Consider the following 19,003-nt stretch of genomic DNA (forward strand, 5'->3'; position numbering starts at 1 on the left):
GGGTCACGCTAAGGCCACGCTGCTGCGCTGTCACCTGGCATTTTTGCCAGTTTCGCCACGTTGTGGCGAGCGTATATAACTCTCGCCATTGATCACCGGCACTGCTCGAACGAGCAAGCGAGGCATGTATGGTTTCAAGACCCGTGCTACCCCATATTCCGCTATTGCGTGATGCAAACATCGATGTGGTCGAGCTCAATGGCGGCGCCCTCGAGACCTGGATCAACCCCGGTATGAGCGCTGGCGATCCCATCACCTTGAACTGGCGCGGCTGCACCGCCGATGGCGATGTGGTCGACCTGCTCGGTTTAGAGTGCCCGCAAGATGTCGACCCGGTGCGGGGCGGCAAGGTGACCATTCCGAATGGCGTCCTGGTCAGGTTGTCCGGAGGGTACGTGTTCTACTCCTATGCACCGGGTATGCGGGTGGGGCCTGACACCGAATCGCTGCGGTTGTTCTTCTCGGTCGACGGCGTTGCGAACACGGGGTATTCGTTGGGCGTTGCGCAGATCGCGCAATCGCACGATCTGGTGCTCGAAGTCGGCAAGCTGAATGAGGACCAGACCGTTACCATCCCTCCCTATGAATCGATGTCAGTGGATGATGAGCTGGTTCTGACCTGGCAAGCCTATAGCCGCGACTCTCCCGATCAGCCCTATAAAGGCCGTCACCCTGTCGGGGCGCATGACATCGGCCATCCGATCAGCATGCAGCTCCCTGTCGAGTATGTGTGGGACCTTCAAGAAGGCGACTACGGCGACCTGCACTATGTCATCGCGTACTCCAACGGCAGTACCAGCGAATCCCCGACACAGCGTTTCGTCGTGCAGTCATTCGCCTCGCCCGAACCCCTGTTGGAAGCGCCGCAAATCCCCGGGTACGACGGCAATGGTTACTTGAACCCCGATGACTATCGCGAGGGTGTTCCGCTGGTCATAGCGCCTTACCCCGGAATGCAGGCAGGTGACCAGATCGTCGTGTCCATCAACGGCCGTGATCGCACGGTGCGCGGTGTGCGCATGGATATGAGCAACATCGATAGCCAGCGCCTGTTGGTGTTGTTGGAGCCAGGTTGGCTGAGCGAAGAGCGATTCGGCCAGGCGTTCGAGATCTATTATCAGTATTCCCGTCATCGTCAGGCACGGCGTTCGCTGCCGTTGCAACTGACCGTGCGCCGCCCGCTGTATCTGCCTTGGCCGATCATCGAAAATGCGGTGCCAGACGTCGGCGATGATCCGAACCAAGCCACGCTGCATCCGCGCGATGCGCTCTGGGGGGCCCATGTACGTATTCCAGCCGATGCTGAAACAGCCGGCGCGGTGGTCAAGATGCACTGGGACGGGCATGCCAGTACTGGCTCAATCATCATCGATACGCCCTCTGCCGGTGATCCTCGACGGTATCCCGTCCCTGGCTCTGCCATTCCAGCGAACATAGGTAAGCGTCTGCGGGTGTATTACACCGTCACGCCGCCTGGTGAACAGGCTTATCCCTCCGCAGCCTTCGACCTGCGTGTCGATGATTATGCACAGCAGGTTTATCCGCTAATCAGTGGTCGGGATATCAAGAACAGCGAACTGAGCCTGGCGGATGTGCAGGGTGACAGTAGCCCGTTCACCTTGGCCTCCTGGCCCTTCATGGCTGAAGGGCAACTGCTGCGTATCCAGGCCTTGGGTAGACGCGGGCCGAACGATGAGGTGTCGATCTGGCTGCGTGACAACCTGCCGGTCAGCGAAGAGGAATATTACGTCAGCGAGATTCACGCCCAGTTGCCGAAAAGTTGGCTGGAAAGCCTGCAGCTTGGTCAGGTGTTTCTCATCACGGTCGCAGCAAGTTTCGACGATGGCGAAAGCTACAAGCCTTTTCGCTCCGTGTCTGCACGGCTCGTGCATTAACCATCACTTCAACGTGAGAACCTGCACATGAATAACACATTGCCTGCTTTGCTGAACTGGATGCGTGAAAGAAGTCGGTTATTCGACTGGGACATGATCGTGTCGCTGGACCGCGCCAAATACAACAGGCTGCTCAGCCAGGAATATATTCGTCGTTTCGATACCCAGTCTTACTTGCCGCCAATCAGCGGCAGCATACCGATCATTAATGAATACAAGGTATTCATTCACGACTTCACCCTGGACCGCCCGCGTCTATCGTTCGAGAACGCCACCCTGAACGACTCCAAGGCACGCCTGCGCATGTCGGTCATCGCTGGGCAGCAGGTGGATCTGCAAAATCGTCTAGGCAAATGGTATGTCCAGAGGCTCGACTTCATCGGCCCGCTTGCAGGGCCCGAATTGAAACTCGATCTGCGTTTGGGTGACGTGCCAGGGAATGTTGCGCAAGGGGGCGAGATCAGCCTGGACCTCAGCCAAAGCGACAATTTCGAATTGAGCTTTGCTGATAGCAATAGGGCTAAGGAAGAGGGCGGGGCCTTTTTCCGGGAACTCTTCAGAAAGTTGCCGCCTGCGCAGCGGATGTGGTCTGCGGGGCAGATTGCACCAGGGCTTGAGCCGTTGTTGTTCCCGCAGAGTTTTCGCCTGCGCACCCAGGCGCACCCGGATCAAGCGCCCGGCACCGACGAGGGCGATGGCGCTGTGCTGGGGTTCGTGCGCATGGCAGGCAGCTATGAGGGGTCGCTGCCTGAGACGGATTCAGACTTTCGCTACCTGATCCCCGACGAACCCAGCTACTCGGCGACCGTGCTGCTGGACCGCCAGCGCATCATGACGGCCGAGTTGTTGCGCCAGTTCCGCGGGCTACTGACCGACGCAGAGTTTGAACTTCACTACAGCGAAGGTAAACGGCTTGAACGTATTTCGGCGGTGAACGGGCATTACCTTCATCCCTACCAGGAATTTGATACGGTCGGAGACCCAAAGTTCAGGCTGAACGGCGAGCAAGTCCTCATTTTCATGAAACATAGCGTCGACGTCACCCCAGCGCCCTTGAAAAACAACTTCCACTGCGTACTTGAGGGTAATGATCTTCATCTGGAATGGACAATCACCGCTCTGGCCTCCGTGAAATTGCTGAAACTGGAGGATACGCACCAGCTCTTCACTGAGCATGACTGGGAACAATTTTCAGTTGTCGATCAGCCCTTTTCGCTGCGGGTGAATGCCCATTATGAAATGGGTATTGGCGACACAGGAACGCTTCAACTGAAGTCGCTTGATGTCAACGACATCACACCGCCTGTTGACATACCCGACCATGAGGTTCCGTCGGACAGCGACACGACCCTCCAGGCTTCGCGGAGCAGCGACGCGACCCTCCAGACTTCGCGGGACACCTTGATGGGGTTGTTAGTACTCTACTACGTGTTTTTCGTTCTATTTACGATCCGTGGCCACCTTAGGCCCACTTACGAGACTGCCATCAGAGCCCGCCTGGCCAAGGATATGCCCACGGGCCTGCTGACCGAAGCCCTGGTCCACGATACAGTGCGCTTGAGTTTCGGCGGCGCTGTGATTGGGCATGAGGTGCAGGCGCCTAACGACATCGGCCTGTTCGGCGCGGTCAGCCCGTCACTGACTACCTTCGACATATCGCCCCTGGAACCGGTGATGGTTCAGGGTACTTCGTTGCAGTTCATCAGCGGGCAGCGTGACGATGCGCTGGATTGGGCGTTGAAATGGGTCGATGGCGCCACAGGCAATGTCGGCAGCATTACCCATGGCAATTACCAGGCGCCCCCCGCAAGTGCCATGGACCGAGACTATCTACGTGTCCGCGTCACCGCTACCGATCCCGTGACGAACTTCGCAAGCTCCGCATTGGTTACCGTAATGCGCCAGGGCCTGGACCTGAGTCCCTTGGTGGAGGTCTGCCCCGTGAAGGCCGAGGTGGTACTCACAGCAGGTAGCCTGACGCCGCAGAACCTCAGCTGGCGCATTCTGGGTGACAGCCCCCATGGCTCGCTGAGCGTGACCACTGGCGCACGCACTCATTATGTCGCTGGGGAGGGGATAGCCGGCGCCGCGTTCTTCGTCGAACAGGTTGAAGTGCAGGACAGCGTGTCCCGGCAAACCCATACCACGTGCGTCATCACCCGCATGGCCACTAGTGCGACCCTCTCAATAGCGCACATGGACTTGGTCAAGGGGGAGGTGCAACTTGAGCTCTATGTCAATAATGCCCCGATGCCGAATGCCGCGTGGTCGGTGCTTGTCGGTCCCGGTTCGTTCGACGCCGACACGTACCGAGTTGATCCACTTAGCGATGCACGTTTCGTGGTGCTCCAAGGGCTCTACGACTTCTGCATCCCGACCTTACCCCCGTTCGCCGACTTCATCGTCCTGCCGCTGCCTCTGGCTGATTTCGAGGCTGAAATGCGAACCCTGTGTGCCCATGTAGTCGGGACGGCAGCCGGCCAAGGCTGACGCGCTCCCGCACGCCATTGCAAGCCTCGTCATCGAATCTGGAGAACGCCATGTCTGGTAACGCATTGCCACTGCTGCTGGCTTGGATGAAAGATCACCCCACGCATGGGGATTGGGACTTCATCGCCGCGCTGTCCCCTGCAGTATTCAACCAGTCCCTGCAGGCGGGCTACGTTCAGCGCCTGGCAGAGCAAGGTGCCATAGAGGGGATCGACGCACGCATCGCCATACCCAGCACGGGGATTACCCATCATCTGTTCGGGTACCATCTGGCGGCACCTGAGTTTGAACTGACCGTGCCTTCCTACGAAACTGCGCGGTTCACCCAGCGCACTGCGGTCGCGGGAGGTGTGCATGTTGTGCGCGACAGCATGCAAGGGGTGATCGGCGTAAGCGCTCACGATGCGCTCGACGGCTTGTGTTTGCGACAGACGTTGGACCTGATCGATGGGGGGCAGACGTTGTCCGCCGACCTCGCACTGTCTGACGACCTGGAGTTGTCCCTTGGCCAATCATTACCGGAACGCACTGCGGGCGGCGAGTTTTTCAAATTTTTCTTCACCAGCTTGCCACCTGAGCTGCGCGTCCAGACCTTGCTGGAATTTGCAGACACCTCAGGTAATGCCTATTTGAGGTCGCGCAGGCTTGGTCTGCGTAGCCATGTCAGTGCAGTCGATGGTCAGCTTGCGGTGGTGTTGTTTGCCGCATTGGAGCATGGCTCCTTTGGGGCCTACCCCGCCCGAGGCTCGAATTTCCCGTTTTTGCTGACCGACGAGCAGGGCCCCGACAACCCGGCAACCGTGCTGCTGTCGCGGCGCCTAGTGCACCGCGCCGCTTTTGCTAACGCTGTAGAGCATCTGCTCGAAGGAGGGCAGTTCGATTACCAGCAAGAGGCGGATGTACGGGTGAGCATGCAGGCGAAGGCAGGGTTGCTGCAAGGCCCAGGTATCCATTACGACACCCGTGACTTTCAGTTCCAGTCGTCCAGTATCAGCGTACCTGTTGGGGCAGGTGCGTTGCCGTTGCGTGTGGACCTGCTCGCAAGCCATGCCGAGCTGAATTGGCAAGCACCCTGCTCGGTCGAGTTTCGTTACAAGCGCCCTGATGCCACTTTATGGAAGACCCACACCGCGACATTCGACTTCCAATTGCAGCACCGTTTCGACCTGTTCAAACCAGAACCTGAAGAGGCTGCTGGCGGCCTGTTGTTGGGGCAGATCCTGTGGCCGGTAAGCGATGCGCCTGAGGTGACTCATGTGTCTGGCCTGCCCGAGCTCCTGCCGGCTTCGGAGCTGGCACAGATCAATCAGTTCATTGCCCTCGCCCTTAAACAGACGATTCTCAAGCGTTTGACCCTGCGACTCACGGCGAGGGTGCCTGAGCAAGTGTTGGGGCAAGTGCGCTTGGCCCGCCATGCGCGACTCGCAGCGCGACAGTTGGAGATGCCCAATGGCCTTGCGTTGTTCGGGTCGTTGCAGTCAGGCAACGACACCTTACGTATCACTGAGCCCTACGTGTTGTTGGCGGCGGGTGACCGGCACAGCTTCGAGATCGACCCGGCGCACCGAGGCACTGTTACCTGGAGTGTGGCCGTTGTACCTGGCAGCCAAGGCCTGCCCGGCAACATCGACGCCGCCACCGGCGCCTACCGGGCACCGCCGGCCCATGGTATGGGGCGCGATGGTGTGCGGGTACTGGTCACGGCGACCGACACCAGCACCCGCGCGCGGACCATCAGCCTGGTGAGTGCGCTGCGCCAGCGCATCACGGTCAACCCTTTGATACGGGTTTGCAGTGTCGGCGATGAAGTGCCGGTGAGCGCCGGCACGCTCGGTGGCGAGCTGCAATGGGCGCTGGTCGATCCAAAACCTGGCAGTGGTGCCCTGCGCCCGGCGGCTGAAGGTACTGGCCAAGTCTACGCCGCTGCCGAGCAGATCAGTGATGCCCCGTATCTGATTGAAGAGGTACAGGCCAGTGATTTGCAAACTGGGGCGGCTGCTTCTTGCCATGTTTTGGTGATGGCAGCCGAGCCTTTGCTCCAGGTGCGCTACACCCTGTTGCCCAACGGGGCGCTGCAACTGCAGGCGCTGATCATGGGCAACCCGGTATCCACTGATGTGCAGTGGCAATTACCGCTCGACGGCCCAGGTGAAGTAACCGCCGATGGCCGTTATCTGCCAGACCCGAGCACCGCTGCGCCTTACGTGCTGGTCATCGCTACCTACGAGTTGCCTTCGCCATTAGGGACGGCCTACGGCTACCTGATTCTGCCCCTGGACGAGCGCTGGGACGTCACTGCTCACGCGCATGCCAACCAACCGTAATCAGTTACATGAGGATGAATCATGGCCAATTCAAAGGAACAATTGCTCCGGCGGATGAGTGAAAGGCCGGTAACCGAGGGTTGGGGGGCCGTCGCTGTTTACAGTCGCTCGCGTCTCAATCATTTGTTGGAACAGCAATACAACGAGCGGCTGGACACGATGCGTTTTCTGCCGTCGTTCAGCCAATCGCTGGCCAGTCCGGCGCCTGCTGAACATCGAATCAAACTGGAGAGAATCAACTTTGGTACGCCTCGGCTGTCTTTCAGCAATGCCTCGCTGAGCAACTCCCGGGCATTGCTTACACTCGCTGTTGTTGGCGGGCGCTGCACCACGTTTGATCAAGCTAACGGCGTGCTGCTGTCCACCTTCAGCGTCACCGAGGCCATGGGTTTTTACCTTGAGATGGAGATCGACCTGGAGCATGTCGCGGGCGAGGTTAACCGGCGCGGGCGGGTTACCCTCGACCTGACCAAGGGCGCGCGAATGGCCTGCAATCTGCTGGCTGAGCAGCCCGTGCTCAATGAAGCGCTGGTCACGGCGCTGCACGCCTGGTTCCAGGGTTTGCCGGGCCGTGTCAGTGCCTTCGACCTGGGCATGATCGACTTCGATGGCTACGACCCGCTCTCGCCGGCCAGCTTCGTGCTTCGCACCCAGGCTGCCCCCGGCGCCAGGATCCCCGGCTCGACAAACCATGGCGATGGTGCGGTGCTGGTGTTCATCCGTGTGCTTGGCGACAGCCAGAACGGTGCTTTCCCCGGCGAGGACTTCCCCTACCTTATTCCCGATGGCGACTACTCGGCAACGCTGGTCCTCGCGCAACGCTTGCTCGAGCAGGTGCGCGATGGGCATCTGGAGGTGCTCAGCAGCCTGCTGTTCCCAGGCTCCCACGCCTTTATCGAAAAAGAGCGTAAAACGCCCTTGGACTTGGTGGTGTTCGGCAATATCGACCCGCTGCTCACCACCTATCATATCGAGCCGGCCGGCGTCGTCATTGAGGCAGGGCAGCGCCAGCAGTTCACCTTGCATGACGGTGCCGGCAAACCCGTAACTGCCAGCCGCTGGCGTGCGGTCAGCCTGTCCAGCCACACGGTGCAAGGCCATGGCGAGATCGACTCGCGCAGCGGCCTTTATACCAGCCCGGCACGCAATGCCATCGGCCGCGAAAGCATGGCCGTAGTGATCACCGCCGAGGTGGACAGCGACGTGACCAACCGTCCTTATGTCGCTTCGCTGCGGGCGCTGGTGACGTTCGAGGCGCTGACGCTCTGCCCGCAGGTGGCGAGTTTCGCACCTGGCCAACAAGAGGCCATCGCCCTGAGCGGGTGGAGCGCTGATGCGGCGCCGGTGAGTTGGGAGCTGATCGAACCTCGCCATGGCGAACTGGCGGAACTGGATGGGCAAAAAGCCGTGTTCGTTCCTACACCCCGTGATGTTCAGCGCTCTCTGGTGGCACAACAGGTGCGGGCGCAGGGCACCGCTGAGGCGACAACGGCCTTGTTACTGGTCAATGGTCAGCAGTTGCTGACGGTAGACCCTCCCTATGCCGCCCATGTGCAGCGCGGCAACAGCTTGCAACTGGCCGACGATGGGCGCTTCCTGGACGCCATTCCACGGCGTTGGCGGATGCTCGCGGGCGATGGCCAGGTCGATGAACGGGGTCTGTTCATGAGTGCGGACCAGAGTGCCAGCCAGAGCAACGTGGCCGTCTGCGAGCTGATTCACAATGGCGTGGTGTACGCCAGTGGCTACAGCGTGGTCAACCAGAGCGAAATGGCGCAGGAAGCGTCCTGGAACTTGTTGAGTGTGTTTAATGTGCGAGTTTTGGGTGGTGCGGACAACGGGCGGCTCGGCAGGCTGTATGCCAACGGCTACCAGCAGCTGGAACTGGAGGTGTACATCGAAACGGCGCCCAATGGGCAGGATTACCCGTTGAGTGTCGAAGAGCGAGCCAGCCTGAACCTCATGCTGGTAAGAGGGCCTGAGCATGTGCCGTTCCTCGATGAGCAGCAAGAGGGCATTGAACCGTCGGATGAAACGCCTTGGGCCGTCCGGCTCACGGGTAACCGCTTCGACATGGCCAATGCCAACACGGCGCACTCAGAACGGTCGCAGCTGCTCAATGACCGGCAATGGACCACCAGCCTGTTCCTGCACAGCAGAACGTCTGTGGGCCAGAGCCGTGAATTGTATGCGCGCATCCAGAGCGACAGCGGTGAGTGGCATTCCTCCAACGACACCTCTGACCCGCGTGCGACGGTGGAGGTGACTGCAGCCGAGCTGCCGCGTCAGGGCGCGGAGGACTACAGTTTCGAGCGCCTTCGGGTGGCGGGCGGTTCGCGTAACCCGGGTGACCCTGAGGAAGACGACTTCGATTTCCATTTGCGTACGGTCGACTACTGGACACTCAAATACCGCTATGCGGACTTCGTCAGTTGCGAATTCGTGGCTGTTGAAAATAACCAGGTGCAGCCCGCCAAGCTGACCAACCTCTCGATGATCCGTTGGGAGAGCGAGTACGTGGGCGAGTCGATGTTCAGTTACACAGGTTCCATTTTCCATAATCGACAACGCGGGTATCCGCAGTATGTGACCTTCGACGCGAGCCTGCCGGCCTTGTCGCAGAGGCAAAAGTGGGGTGAGAACGACCTGGAGGTCGGGGCAACAGGCTTTGAGACCGGTGCATTGGTCATTGTCAATGTGCGTGTTGACGACATGCCCTATCACCCGGTGGGTGACCCGAATCGCGACTTCGTTTCCAAACCCGTGGTGGTACTGCTGCACGACAGCAAGGGCAATTCACACTATCGACGCATCGACTACCTGCCGCGAAACACACCGAGTAATCGTAATTACCTGACGCAGCTCCGGGTGGAACCCACGCTTGTTGAACCGGGCCGTACCCTCACCGTTGCGCTGGATCTGAAATACTGACATACCAGGAGCGCCATCATGGTCAACAGATTGTCATACGCTTGTTTGTTGCTCGTTTGCGTGTCCCTTGGGCTATTAGGGGCGGGGTCGAAGGCGCAGGCGCAAGGTTCGATTGATTTTGCCGAACGATTCGAGGGGGGCGCGCCTGCGGGCAAACAGTGCTCGGTCAGTTTGCCGGAAAAGTACAGTATCACGCAACGGCTCGACGAAGTGGGGTGCCACATCAACTCTCAGTACTTCAAATTTAATAATGTGGAGTCGGGGGCGGTTCTGGAACTTTGGGATCATAGAACCTGTGGTGTTCTTCGCGCGGACACGAGGAGCAGTGATTGGGTATTTATACTGCGCACCATCAAGCAGCCGACCACCACGAGATGGATGGCAGTTGCTGAAATTCAGACCGCCGATCCTATGAATAATCCAATCGTTGCCGCAGGTGTTCAAATGCTATTCAAACGCGTTGTGAACAGCGAGTGGGATCAGCTAAGTTGTATCAGGGTTATGCGGCCTTAGCGATGTGCACGGTGAGTTTGGCGCTTCAGGCACGCCGGGATCCAACGCGGGCGAAATGATGCGTTAGCCCTGACAAAACTATTGGAGAATTACGATGTTTTTAGATACTTTCCTGGTTCGATCATCGAGGGTAGGGGTGTTGCTGGCCGGGCTCCTTGTTGTACAAGGGTTGAACGCGCAAGGCCGCATTGTAATGCAAGGTGCTGACAGCAAGGGGAACCCCTCTGGGCCCACGTGCAGCCTTCTCCTGCCAGAGCGTTACAGTGATGAAGTCATTGTCAGAACATTGGGTTGCCCCAATGGCGCATATCATATTACATTTGAGGGTGTGGGTAATTCGGGGCTTTTTCAATTCTCGCAAGGCGAAAGTTGTGGTGTTGTTGATGGTTCTAACTTCTTTGGTCTGTTAACGTGGGCAACATTGCAGACGACCGCTGACAGTGTCACGAGTGAGCGATTTTCCGCAGAGGACCTGTTCTCAACTTTTGATCCGAGGAATAGGAATATTATCGCGCCTGGACTCCGCCTGATCAGTAAAGATGCGGTGCCGGATGTCAGGCGTGGTGAGCCATTTCAGTGCGTACGGTATATACGCTTGTAACTCATCGGGCCGTGCGGGCAGAGATCCCTACTCGTTAATGAGGTGGTTATGACTACTCAACATTCTGTGCACTCGAATGCCTTCAACTTTATGAGCTTCGTCAAGGGCGGTGTCGACTCGCGTACTGGTCAATATACCGTGGCGCTCAAGTTGCCGGAGATCAAAGGCAATGACCTGCAGGGCCCTGCCTTCGAGGTCAATCTGTTTTTCAGCCCGTTGAATGGCGAAGACTCCGGCTATGGTCTGGGCTGGAATTTGCAACTGTCCCAGTACACCCCCCACAACCAGGTGCTGGCGTTAAGTAGCGGCGAAACCTATAAGATCACCGACCAGAGCACCAGCCCGATGACCCTGCGCGAGCAGAAGATAGACAGTTTTCATGTGTACCGCGAAGGCGATGCGGATTTACGTGTTGTGCACCGTTCTGGCCTGGTCGAGATTCTTACTCGGCAAGGCACCCGTGACCATCAGGTGTGGATGACATCCACGCTGTTTTCGCCCTTGGGGCATCGCCTTGATTTAACTTACAGCCTGTTCGACAGCCGCCACCCGATTCTCGACAGCGTCATCGACGGTAATGGCACGCTGCTGTTCAAGCTTACCCGCGAAGGCGGCAAGGTCTCGTTGCTGGAGCAACCCGGGAAGGGTGCGGGGGGGGAGCCGTTGGCGACCTACGAAATTCACCTGACCAGCTCTGACTCGCGCGTTTCAAGCATCGTACTGCCCAGTGCAGATCGAGCCAGTTGGCGTTTTGCCTACAGCAGCGTGCGCGGGTTCCTGTGCGTAAGCGACGCCTGGACGCCTACGGGAGCTCACGAGCAGTTGATGTATGGCGACTCCGGCCACCAATTTCCCCCGGCCAGTGGGCGGCCAGCCTTGCCCCGCGTCACCCGTTACCTGGTTGACCCTGGGTTTGAGCAGGCGCTTGTCGACCATGAATATGAGTACCCCGGTGCTCACAACTTCGTCGGTGGTGGCACACAGATCCCGTGGGACGACACCTCTGGGTACGACAACCTGTACAGCTACCTCGACGCCTACGAGTACGGCTCCGATGAAAAGCTAATGATCGGCGGGCGTGTGGCCCGCGTCATTGAGCGTCGCTTCAACCGCCTGCACCTGATGGTCCGTGAAACGACCCGGCAGAACGGTCACGTACAGGAGAACATCACCCGCTACCATGTGGTCGACGGCAGGCCCTTCGAACAGCAGTCACCAACCTGTCAGCTGCCGATCGAAGACGTACGCAGCTGGGCGCTAGACGGCAGTTGTCTACCACCTCGTACCGAGCGAGTTACCCGCAGTTACGACAACCATGGCAACCTGCTGACCCAGACCGAGGCCACCGGTGTCAACCAGACCAACCAGTGGTATTCGGCAGCCGAAGAAGATGGCCATCCGGCCGACCCGGAAGGCTTCGTGCGCCACCTCAAGCAAACGACCACCACACCGGCTGCAACTGGCAAAGGGTTTGCGCCCGTGCTTTGCCGCACGTATCGCTACCTTACCCTGCCGGCCCTGAGCGGCAGCGGCGTCGCACCTGCGCATCTGGTCGAACAAGAGTCATTGTCCGATATTTCCTCCCAGGCGCTGCTGGAAACCACGCAGTTTCAGCATGCCGATGCGGACGAAGACGCCTTTCTCCACGGCAGGGTGATCAAGCAGGTCGTGAGCAATTTCGACGAGTCCTCGCCGGGCGTGTCGGAGGCTTACGAGACCACCACTGAATACGTTTACACCAAGGCCCCGGCTACCTATGCCTATGAAACCGTATTGAAGACGCAAGAGCGGCTTAGCGGCCATGACGGCGAGAGCAAGACAATCCACCTCGAGCATTCGCTGCTCACTGGCGAGCCGCTGCTCAACCAAGACCAGACGGGGGCGGGCGAAAGCGACATCGAGATTCGTTATGAATACGACGCCTTGCGCCGCGTCACTCGCGAAACGGTAGCGCCCGGCAAACCTTATGAAGCTTCACGCCGTTACGAATATCGCCTCTGCGCGAATGAAGGCGATCAGGCGATGCAGTGGCAACATGACGTCAAGCAGGTCATGACGACCTCGTGTCTCGATGGCCTGAACCGCGCCATCGCTGAAGAGCGGCAAGATGTCGACAACCCCGATTTTGACGGTGCGTCTCGCCCCAGCTATCGCGCCCGCTACGATGCCTTTGGTTTGATGGTCGAGCAAACTGAAATCGACTGGCTGGGCCAGGACACGCTTGAGCTCACCACGACGTTCGAGTATGACGACTGGGGCGCCCAATACTGCATGACCGGGCCAGACGGGGTGAGCACCTTCGAGCAGACCGACCCGGTCGGCACGCCCCAGTCCAACGGGCCGATCATCACACAATGGCGAGAACATTGCGCTAGCCAGGCCATTACCGGCGCGACCATCACCTGGCTGAACCTGTTCGGAAAGCCTGTGCGTATCGAGCGCTTCGACCTGGAGGATGTGGCGATCAGCCTGCAGCGTAACGAGTACGATGGCCTGGGGCGTGTGACCAAGGAAAGCGTAGGGCAGGGCTTGGACCCGCGGGTCAACCAGTACAGCTACGATGCCTTTGACCGCTTGCTAGCCCATACCCTGCCCGACACCCATGTCGTTCACCGTGCTTATGCACCGCACAGCCGCGAAGACCTGCCTATCAGCATCAAGGTCAACGCGATCTTGCTGGGTGAACAGACCTTCGACGGCTTGGGGCGTCGTACCAGCGCCACCACCGGTGGGCGCTTGCAACGCTTCGAATACGCCCCTGGCCAGGCACAACCGAGCCGGATGATCGCCGCCGATGGTGAAGTGGTCGAATATGAATACCTGCCAGCGCTCAGCGATGAACCGCAAAAACGCATCCTGTCGGGCGTCACGGCCAACTATCAGCGTGATCCGCAGAATGGCCGCCTGCTCAGTTGCGATACCCCCGAGATGAAAGTCACGCGTGAGTATTTCAGCACTGGCCAGGTCAAGTATGAACAGCGTGACGATGAACAGAGCCACAGCATGAGCTACGACTACAGCCTGCGTGGGCGCATCCTGGCGTATGCCGATGTTCTCGAACAACTCCAGCTGTACCAGTACGACACTGCCGGCCGTTTGCTGCAGACCCAGCTGTGCCGCCCGGTATCTGGGCCAGTGCCCGCGTACCAGGTGCATCACCAGGAACCCGAACCCGAACTGGAAGTGTTGATCCAGGCGGACTTCACGTATGACGCCTTCGGGCGCAACGAAACTACCACCACCCGGGACATGCTCAGTGGGCAGGTCTTGAAGACCTCACTGCACTACGATGCATTCGAACGCGAGCAGTTGCGTACCTTTGACTTTGGCGATTCTGTCCAGACCCTCGAACAGCACTACGACGACATCGATAATATTACCAAGCGTGTGCTGAAGGAGGGCGAGGAGGTACTTCGTGACGAGGCATATTACTACGACAGAAGAGGCCGCCTTATCCGCTACACTTGCACCCCGGACAGCCCGCTGGCCCCGGTTGACCCTTACGGCAAGACGATCACTCGACAGTCCTTCTCCTTTGACGAGCTGGACAATATCACCCGGGTCATCACCCTCTTCCCGGGCGGGGACAACCAGGCGATCTACGCCTTCGACAATACCGACCCTGCGCAGCTGAGCTCGATCACCAATGACCATGACGATTACCCGAAACGCATCGATTTGACGTATGACGCCAACGGCAATCTGGTGCGCGACGAGGCGGGGCGCGAGTTTCACTACGACTCGCTGAACCGCCTGCTGCAGGTGGTGACGCCTGAAACGTCAGCGAGTTATAGCTACGACCCGCAAGACGTGCTCAGCAGTACCACCAGCGCAGCCCGTTGAACCCCGGCAGGTTAGCGATAGCGGACGATGAAGTTCAAGGCGCCTTTGGCCAGCCCGGCACGCACAGCGTTGCTGGGCTTGGTCTGAATGAACTGCGCTGCGAAGTTGAGGGTGGTCGTGCCATCGTTGAGCGGCACCAGTTCCACTTCGGTCTGCAAAGGCACCGGGCTGCCGCCGTCCCCGAGCAAGCGGATGCCTACGCCTTCGGCGCCGGAGTCCCCGGTTAAGCCGAACACGCCGTCGCTGGGCGGGCCGATGGGTACTGAACCGTTGACCCCGGCGAATTCGATGGTGGCGTAGGTATTGCGGTCCGGGTCGATCTGGCAGCCGCTCAGGACGATCTGGAAGGGCGTCGGCCGGGTGACGAAACCAACGCCGGTGAAGTCCGAGGTGGCCCAGTCGCCCAGCAGCACCGGGTTGGCGCTGACCCCACTGCCACTCAGGCTGCATTCGGTATTCCTGATTTGCCCCTTCAGGTAGTAGATGAAGGCATGGCCGATGTTCGGGTGATCCAGGTGGCCGCTGAACAGGGGGGTATCCAGGTTGTGTATACCCAGGGGTGTGTCACCTGTTTTCACGAGTGTGATCCTGTGGCTCAGGTGGGTGAACGCGAATTCCGTCAGCCATGACTGCCGGTTGTGGACGGCCTGGAAGGGCACAAAGGGCTCACCTATCGGGACGAAGTGCGAGTCGTTGAGGTTGTTGAACGGACTACCGATGCGCACCCGTGCGCCAATGCCCGGCACATTGGTGGGCATGACGGGGCCATCAAAACCTGGCACCGGTACCAACGCCTGCATCTCGCTGAACGTGAAGGTATAGCGCTGCGTTCCATCGTTATTGCACACAAGCCTTGCGCGTTCGGGATTGGGGGTAAAGGCCTGATTGTTCTCGATGCCCAGCAGCCGTCCCACCCTGGCGTCGCGCGGCACGTGGACGGTGCCTAAGTCTCTGGTAAATGTCATTGGTCCGCTCGGCTGCTTGCTGTCCCAATGGCAATAATGACTCGTGACTTCATTTGCCAGTGCCTGCTGGTGCTGGCCAGCGATGACCACGAGCGCGGCCAAGGGCAGCCAGGACTTGATTGATCTCATGTGTGCGGTTTCCTCGTGCGATGCTTTCAAGCGCAAGTTAGGTTTTGCAGGCGGTAGCCCTGGGTGCTGTCGAGGGCCTGCGGGTCGACGTCGAACTCACAGCTATCATCCGCCTGATCACCCCATTGCACGCTCAAGGTCTGGGCCTGTTCGACGTCGCTCAGCATGACGCGCCCGCCCTGGCCAATAAGCCCAAGCATCTGGCCGTCGCGGTCTTGCAGGCGAGCGCCGAATGGCAGCGGCTGGCCACCGGCGTCGTGCAGGGTCAGCACCAGGCGGGTAACGTGGCGGGCGGCGAAGCGCTGTTTGACGATGGCGCCGCGTCGCGGTACGACTTGCGCGGTGCCGTTGTCGATCTCGACTTCGGGGCCCAGTTGGTCGGTCTGTAAAACCAGGTTATTGACCCGATAGGGTTGCAGGTAGGGGATCATGGCGTAGCCGTCCTGGTTGGTCTGTGCGGCTGTCGCGTTCTGCACACCCACCCCCGCCACCGCCGGCACCTCGACCACTGCCGCCGTGTCCCCCACGTAGGGGCCGAACAGCAGCCCGTCACCGTGCAGCAATACCGCACCGCTGGCGTTCAAGGAGAAGTTGCGATAGTCGCTGGCCTCGGTCAGGCCTGCGCTGACCGAGGCATACGGGCCTTGATGGATGATCGTCAGGGCAGCGTTGTTGCGGTAGCGTTCATCCTGGCCGACGCTTGCGTTGTAGCTGTAGCCTTTTTCGTTGCCCCTGAGCGAGGCGCGCTGGTTGTAGCCGTTGGCATTGCTGAAGACGTTGTAGCCAACGTGGGTAGAGCGCCCGAACTCCAGCGGCATGGACAGGCTCAGGCCAAGTTGCCGGGACTTGCCACGTGCATCAGACAACGACTGTGAAGCGAACAGGTTCCAGCTGACGCCTGCCAGGTGGGTATTGAAGCCGAGTTGATATTGGCGCTGTGTGTCGTTGTGTTGCCAGTAATCCTGCTGCGACAGGCTCAAGCTCAGTGAGTGGCGTTTGCCCAGCGACTGGTAAACTGACGCCTCCATGCGGCTACGGCGGCTACCCAGAAACAGGCCCTCGCGGCCGCGTTGGCTTACCGCTTCGTCAAAATCTCGGTAGCCTTCGGTCGAATAGCGATAGCCGGCAAAGCGCAGGCTAGTGCCGGTGATAAAGGCCTTGCCGTATTTCAGTGCGTAGCTCAGCCCCTGCACTTGGGCACCGGTGTTGGCATCCACCTCGGCGCGGGCGTGGGTAACGTCAAAGGCCAACGCGCCCAGTTCGGCAAAATCCCGGCCCACACCCAGGTTGGCGGCGTGGTAATACTCACTGGCCATGAGGCCGCCGTACAGGGTGGTGTTCCACGCCAGACCTGTCGCGAGGGTGCCCTGCGCCAGCCATGGCTTGTCCAAGCTACTGGCAGGATTGTAACGGGCGAATGCCGCGCTGTAGCGCCATACGCCCCGGCGCATGAGGTTGCCGATGCTGGAGTACGGTTGGGTGAAGCGCTTTACCTCGCCGTCGTCTTCGGTCAGGACAACCTCCAGTTCTCCGCTGCCAGAGGTGCTGAGGTCATCGATCGCATAGGGGCCTGGGCTGACGAAGGTTGAGTAGATCGGGTAGCCGTTTTGCCACACTTCCAGTTTCGCCCGCGTCTGCGCCACGCCACGGATGATCGGGGCATAGTTTTGCAGTACGTCGGGCAGCATGCCAATGTCCGAGGCGATGCGTACACCGCTGACCGGGATGCCTCGAAACACGTCGCTGTCGAGAAAGGTCTCGCCCAAGGTAAGGTTGGCGCGGGTGCCGGGGATATCCCGTTGTGCGTAGGTCTGGGTGCGGGTCCACTGCTGTTCGCCATCGTTGGCATCGCGCCACGACTGGCTGCTGCGCAGGCGCCAGTCGCCGAGATTGATCCCCGTGTTCAGGTACAGATCGCTGCTGGCAGTGCTCCCGCTGCGGCGATGGCGGCCCTGCAGGGTGGATGCCTGGTAATTGATGAACGCAGCGTTGATCCCCTTGTCCCATCGTGCAGGGTCGACGCTGCCGGCGATGCCGCGGCGCATGGCGATTTGCGGGACGGAAAGCGCCACTTGCAGTGTGCTGCTATCGAAATCGACTGTGGCGCCCGGGATGACCCTTGCGAGGTCGAGGCAGGCGGCGTTGCTGAGGCTGGCATCGGCCAAACCCTCTGCCCTGACACCGAACTCGGCGAGCATTGCTGCGGGCAGGCAGGGCGCAAGCTGCTGATTGTCGTCTGCGCTGAAGTCCAGTTCGCGGCTGCCTACTGGGTTGAGGTTGACCAGGATATCAACCCGATAACGGCCTGCGGCGAGGGTCTGATGCTCACTCAATGTGTTGAGGATCGCGCTGGATACGCCTTGGGCAAGCTCACTGGTATGGCGCAAAAAGCCCGCATTGAATTCCACGGGGGCGGTACTTTGCGCATGAACGGTCGGCGTCCAGATGGCCAAGCTACCTGACAGGCACAAAAAGCCATACCACTGACGGCCTGATGCCCGCCAGCTAGGCGTGATAACGATCATTGGGACGAATCCTTGCCGGGGGGCTGTTAACGGGTGGCAGCGACGGGTTGCTTGAGCAATGGGGTGAACCCACCGAAGTCATTGATCACGCCGAACTCCGCCTGAAGCTGGCTGCTGGGCTGGATGCCCTTGACGACGTAGTCTTCGCCACTGAAAGGGGCAAGCATGGCCGGGTTTTTCACGCGGGCGGATTGCTGCGGGTCGGCGAGGTTGAGCTGGCTGAACGTGATATGGAAAGGGGAGGGGTTGTGCACCCGCAAGTGAGCCTCACCTGCGACCATGCGCAATGAGAACTGCAGGTTTTTAGCCTCGGTCGCCGGGGTGCCTTTGAGCTGATGGGGCCTGTAGAACAGTTTCAGCCGAGTGCGCAGGGCAATGTTCAAAGCATTGCCTTGGCCAGGAACGGCCTGCGGGATTTCCTGGACATTGAGGAAGAACAGCGATTCGCGGTCTTCGGCCAATGTGTTGGGCAGTGCGTTGATCTGCAGCAGTTGTTCGTTGCCCGGTACCAGACGGAATAATGCGGGCGCCGGCAGCAGCGGTACCACGCTGACATTGTCGTCCGCTTCAGTGTTGATCCAGGCCTGTACCGCGTACGTCTGTTGGCTCGGGTTACGAACCACTACCGAGGTGCTGCGGTTGTCGCTCTGATGGATGATTCTGGTATTGCTCAGGGTCAACGCCGCGTGGCTATCTGCAGTTGGCATGCCGAGAATGAATACGGCCGCGCAGGCGGCCACGGCGGGATGCGCACGAAGCGCCCGATACAATGAAAATGGCATGTGGG

General features: G+C 59.6%; 9 protein-coding genes. 6 read left to right on the forward strand and 3 right to left on the reverse strand.

The genetic code is table 11. The annotated features are described in order from the left end of the window. Nucleotides 1–143 precede the first annotated feature (143 nt). From LOY26_RS07085 to LOY26_RS07110, 6 genes are all read left to right on the forward strand, one after another. Nucleotides 144–1,895 carry a hypothetical protein gene (locus tag LOY26_RS07085; RefSeq protein WP_258714522.1) on the forward strand — a complete coding sequence of 584 codons (1,752 nt, stop codon included), beginning with the start codon at nt 144–146 and terminating at the stop codon, nt 1,893–1,895. A 27-nt stretch (nt 1,896–1,922) separates the two neighbouring features. Then, entirely contained in the window at nt 1,923–4,385 is a 2,463-nt protein-coding gene (locus LOY26_RS07090; RefSeq protein ID WP_258714523.1) for a hypothetical protein, read from the forward strand. A 50-nt stretch (nt 4,386–4,435) separates the two neighbouring features. After that, nucleotides 4,436–6,709, forward strand: coding sequence for a hypothetical protein (locus LOY26_RS07095; protein ID WP_258714524.1), 2,274 nt, complete (start codon nt 4,436–4,438; stop codon nt 6,707–6,709). A gap of 351 nt (nt 6,710–7,060) precedes the next feature. After that, entirely contained in the window at nt 7,061–9,640 is a 2,580-nt protein-coding gene (locus tag LOY26_RS07100) for a hypothetical protein (RefSeq protein ID WP_258714525.1), read from the forward strand. Between the two features lie 18 nt (nt 9,641–9,658). Beyond that, the gene (locus LOY26_RS07105; protein WP_258714526.1) at nt 9,659–10,153 is read left to right on the forward strand and encodes a hypothetical protein; all 495 of its coding nucleotides are present in this window, start codon (nt 9,659–9,661) and stop codon (nt 10,151–10,153) included. Between the two features lie 649 nt (nt 10,154–10,802). Next, nucleotides 10,803–14,597 carry a hypothetical protein gene (locus tag LOY26_RS07110; protein ID WP_258714527.1) on the forward strand — a complete coding sequence of 1,265 codons (3,795 nt, stop codon included), beginning with the start codon at nt 10,803–10,805 and terminating at the stop codon, nt 14,595–14,597. 11 nt (nt 14,598–14,608) lie between these two features. Here the strand turns inward: LOY26_RS07110 and LOY26_RS07115 are convergent, their stop codons facing one another. From LOY26_RS07115 to LOY26_RS07125, 3 genes are read right to left on the reverse strand one after another with little or no spacing between them, the layout of a single operon-like run. Beyond that, complete coding sequence (locus LOY26_RS07115) at nt 14,609–15,691, reverse strand: fimbrial protein (protein ID WP_258714528.1); 1,083 nt, start codon at nt 15,689–15,691, stop codon at nt 14,609–14,611. Between the two features lie 26 nt (nt 15,692–15,717). Beyond that, complete coding sequence (locus tag LOY26_RS07120; protein WP_258714529.1) at nt 15,718–18,216, reverse strand: fimbria/pilus outer membrane usher protein; 2,499 nt, start codon at nt 18,214–18,216, stop codon at nt 15,718–15,720. Between the two features lie 26 nt (nt 18,217–18,242). Beyond that, nucleotides 18,243–18,998 carry a molecular chaperone gene (locus tag LOY26_RS07125; protein WP_186664065.1) on the reverse strand — a complete coding sequence of 252 codons (756 nt, stop codon included), beginning with the start codon at nt 18,996–18,998 and terminating at the stop codon, nt 18,243–18,245. Nucleotides 18,999–19,003 lie beyond the last annotated feature (5 nt).

Origin of the sequence: Pseudomonas sp. B21-047, from assembly GCF_024748775.1 — a bacterium.
Classification (GTDB): Bacteria; Pseudomonadota; Gammaproteobacteria; order Pseudomonadales; family Pseudomonadaceae; genus Aquipseudomonas; species Aquipseudomonas capeferrum.

Bases quoted from the DNA above. Each gene is read 5' to 3' on its own strand.
- LOY26_RS07090 (WP_258714523.1), top strand. From the start codon at position 1,923: ATGAATAACACATTGCCTGCTTTGCTGAACTGGATGCGTGAAAGAAGT.
- LOY26_RS07095 (WP_258714524.1), top strand. From the start codon at position 4,436: ATGTCTGGTAACGCATTGCCACTGCTGCTGGCTTGGATGAAAGATCAC.
- LOY26_RS07105 (WP_258714526.1), top strand. From the start codon at position 9,659: ATGGTCAACAGATTGTCATACGCTTGTTTGTTGCTCGTTTGCGTGTCC.
- LOY26_RS07110 (WP_258714527.1), top strand. From the start codon at position 10,803: ATGACTACTCAACATTCTGTGCACTCGAATGCCTTCAACTTTATGAGC.
- LOY26_RS07115 (WP_258714528.1), bottom strand. From the start codon at position 15,691: ATGAGATCAATCAAGTCCTGGCTGCCCTTGGCCGCGCTCGTGGTCATC.
- LOY26_RS07120 (WP_258714529.1), bottom strand. From the start codon at position 18,216: ATGATCGTTATCACGCCTAGCTGGCGGGCATCAGGCCGTCAGTGGTAT.
- LOY26_RS07125 (WP_186664065.1), bottom strand. From the start codon at position 18,998: ATGCCATTTTCATTGTATCGGGCGCTTCGTGCGCATCCCGCCGTGGCC.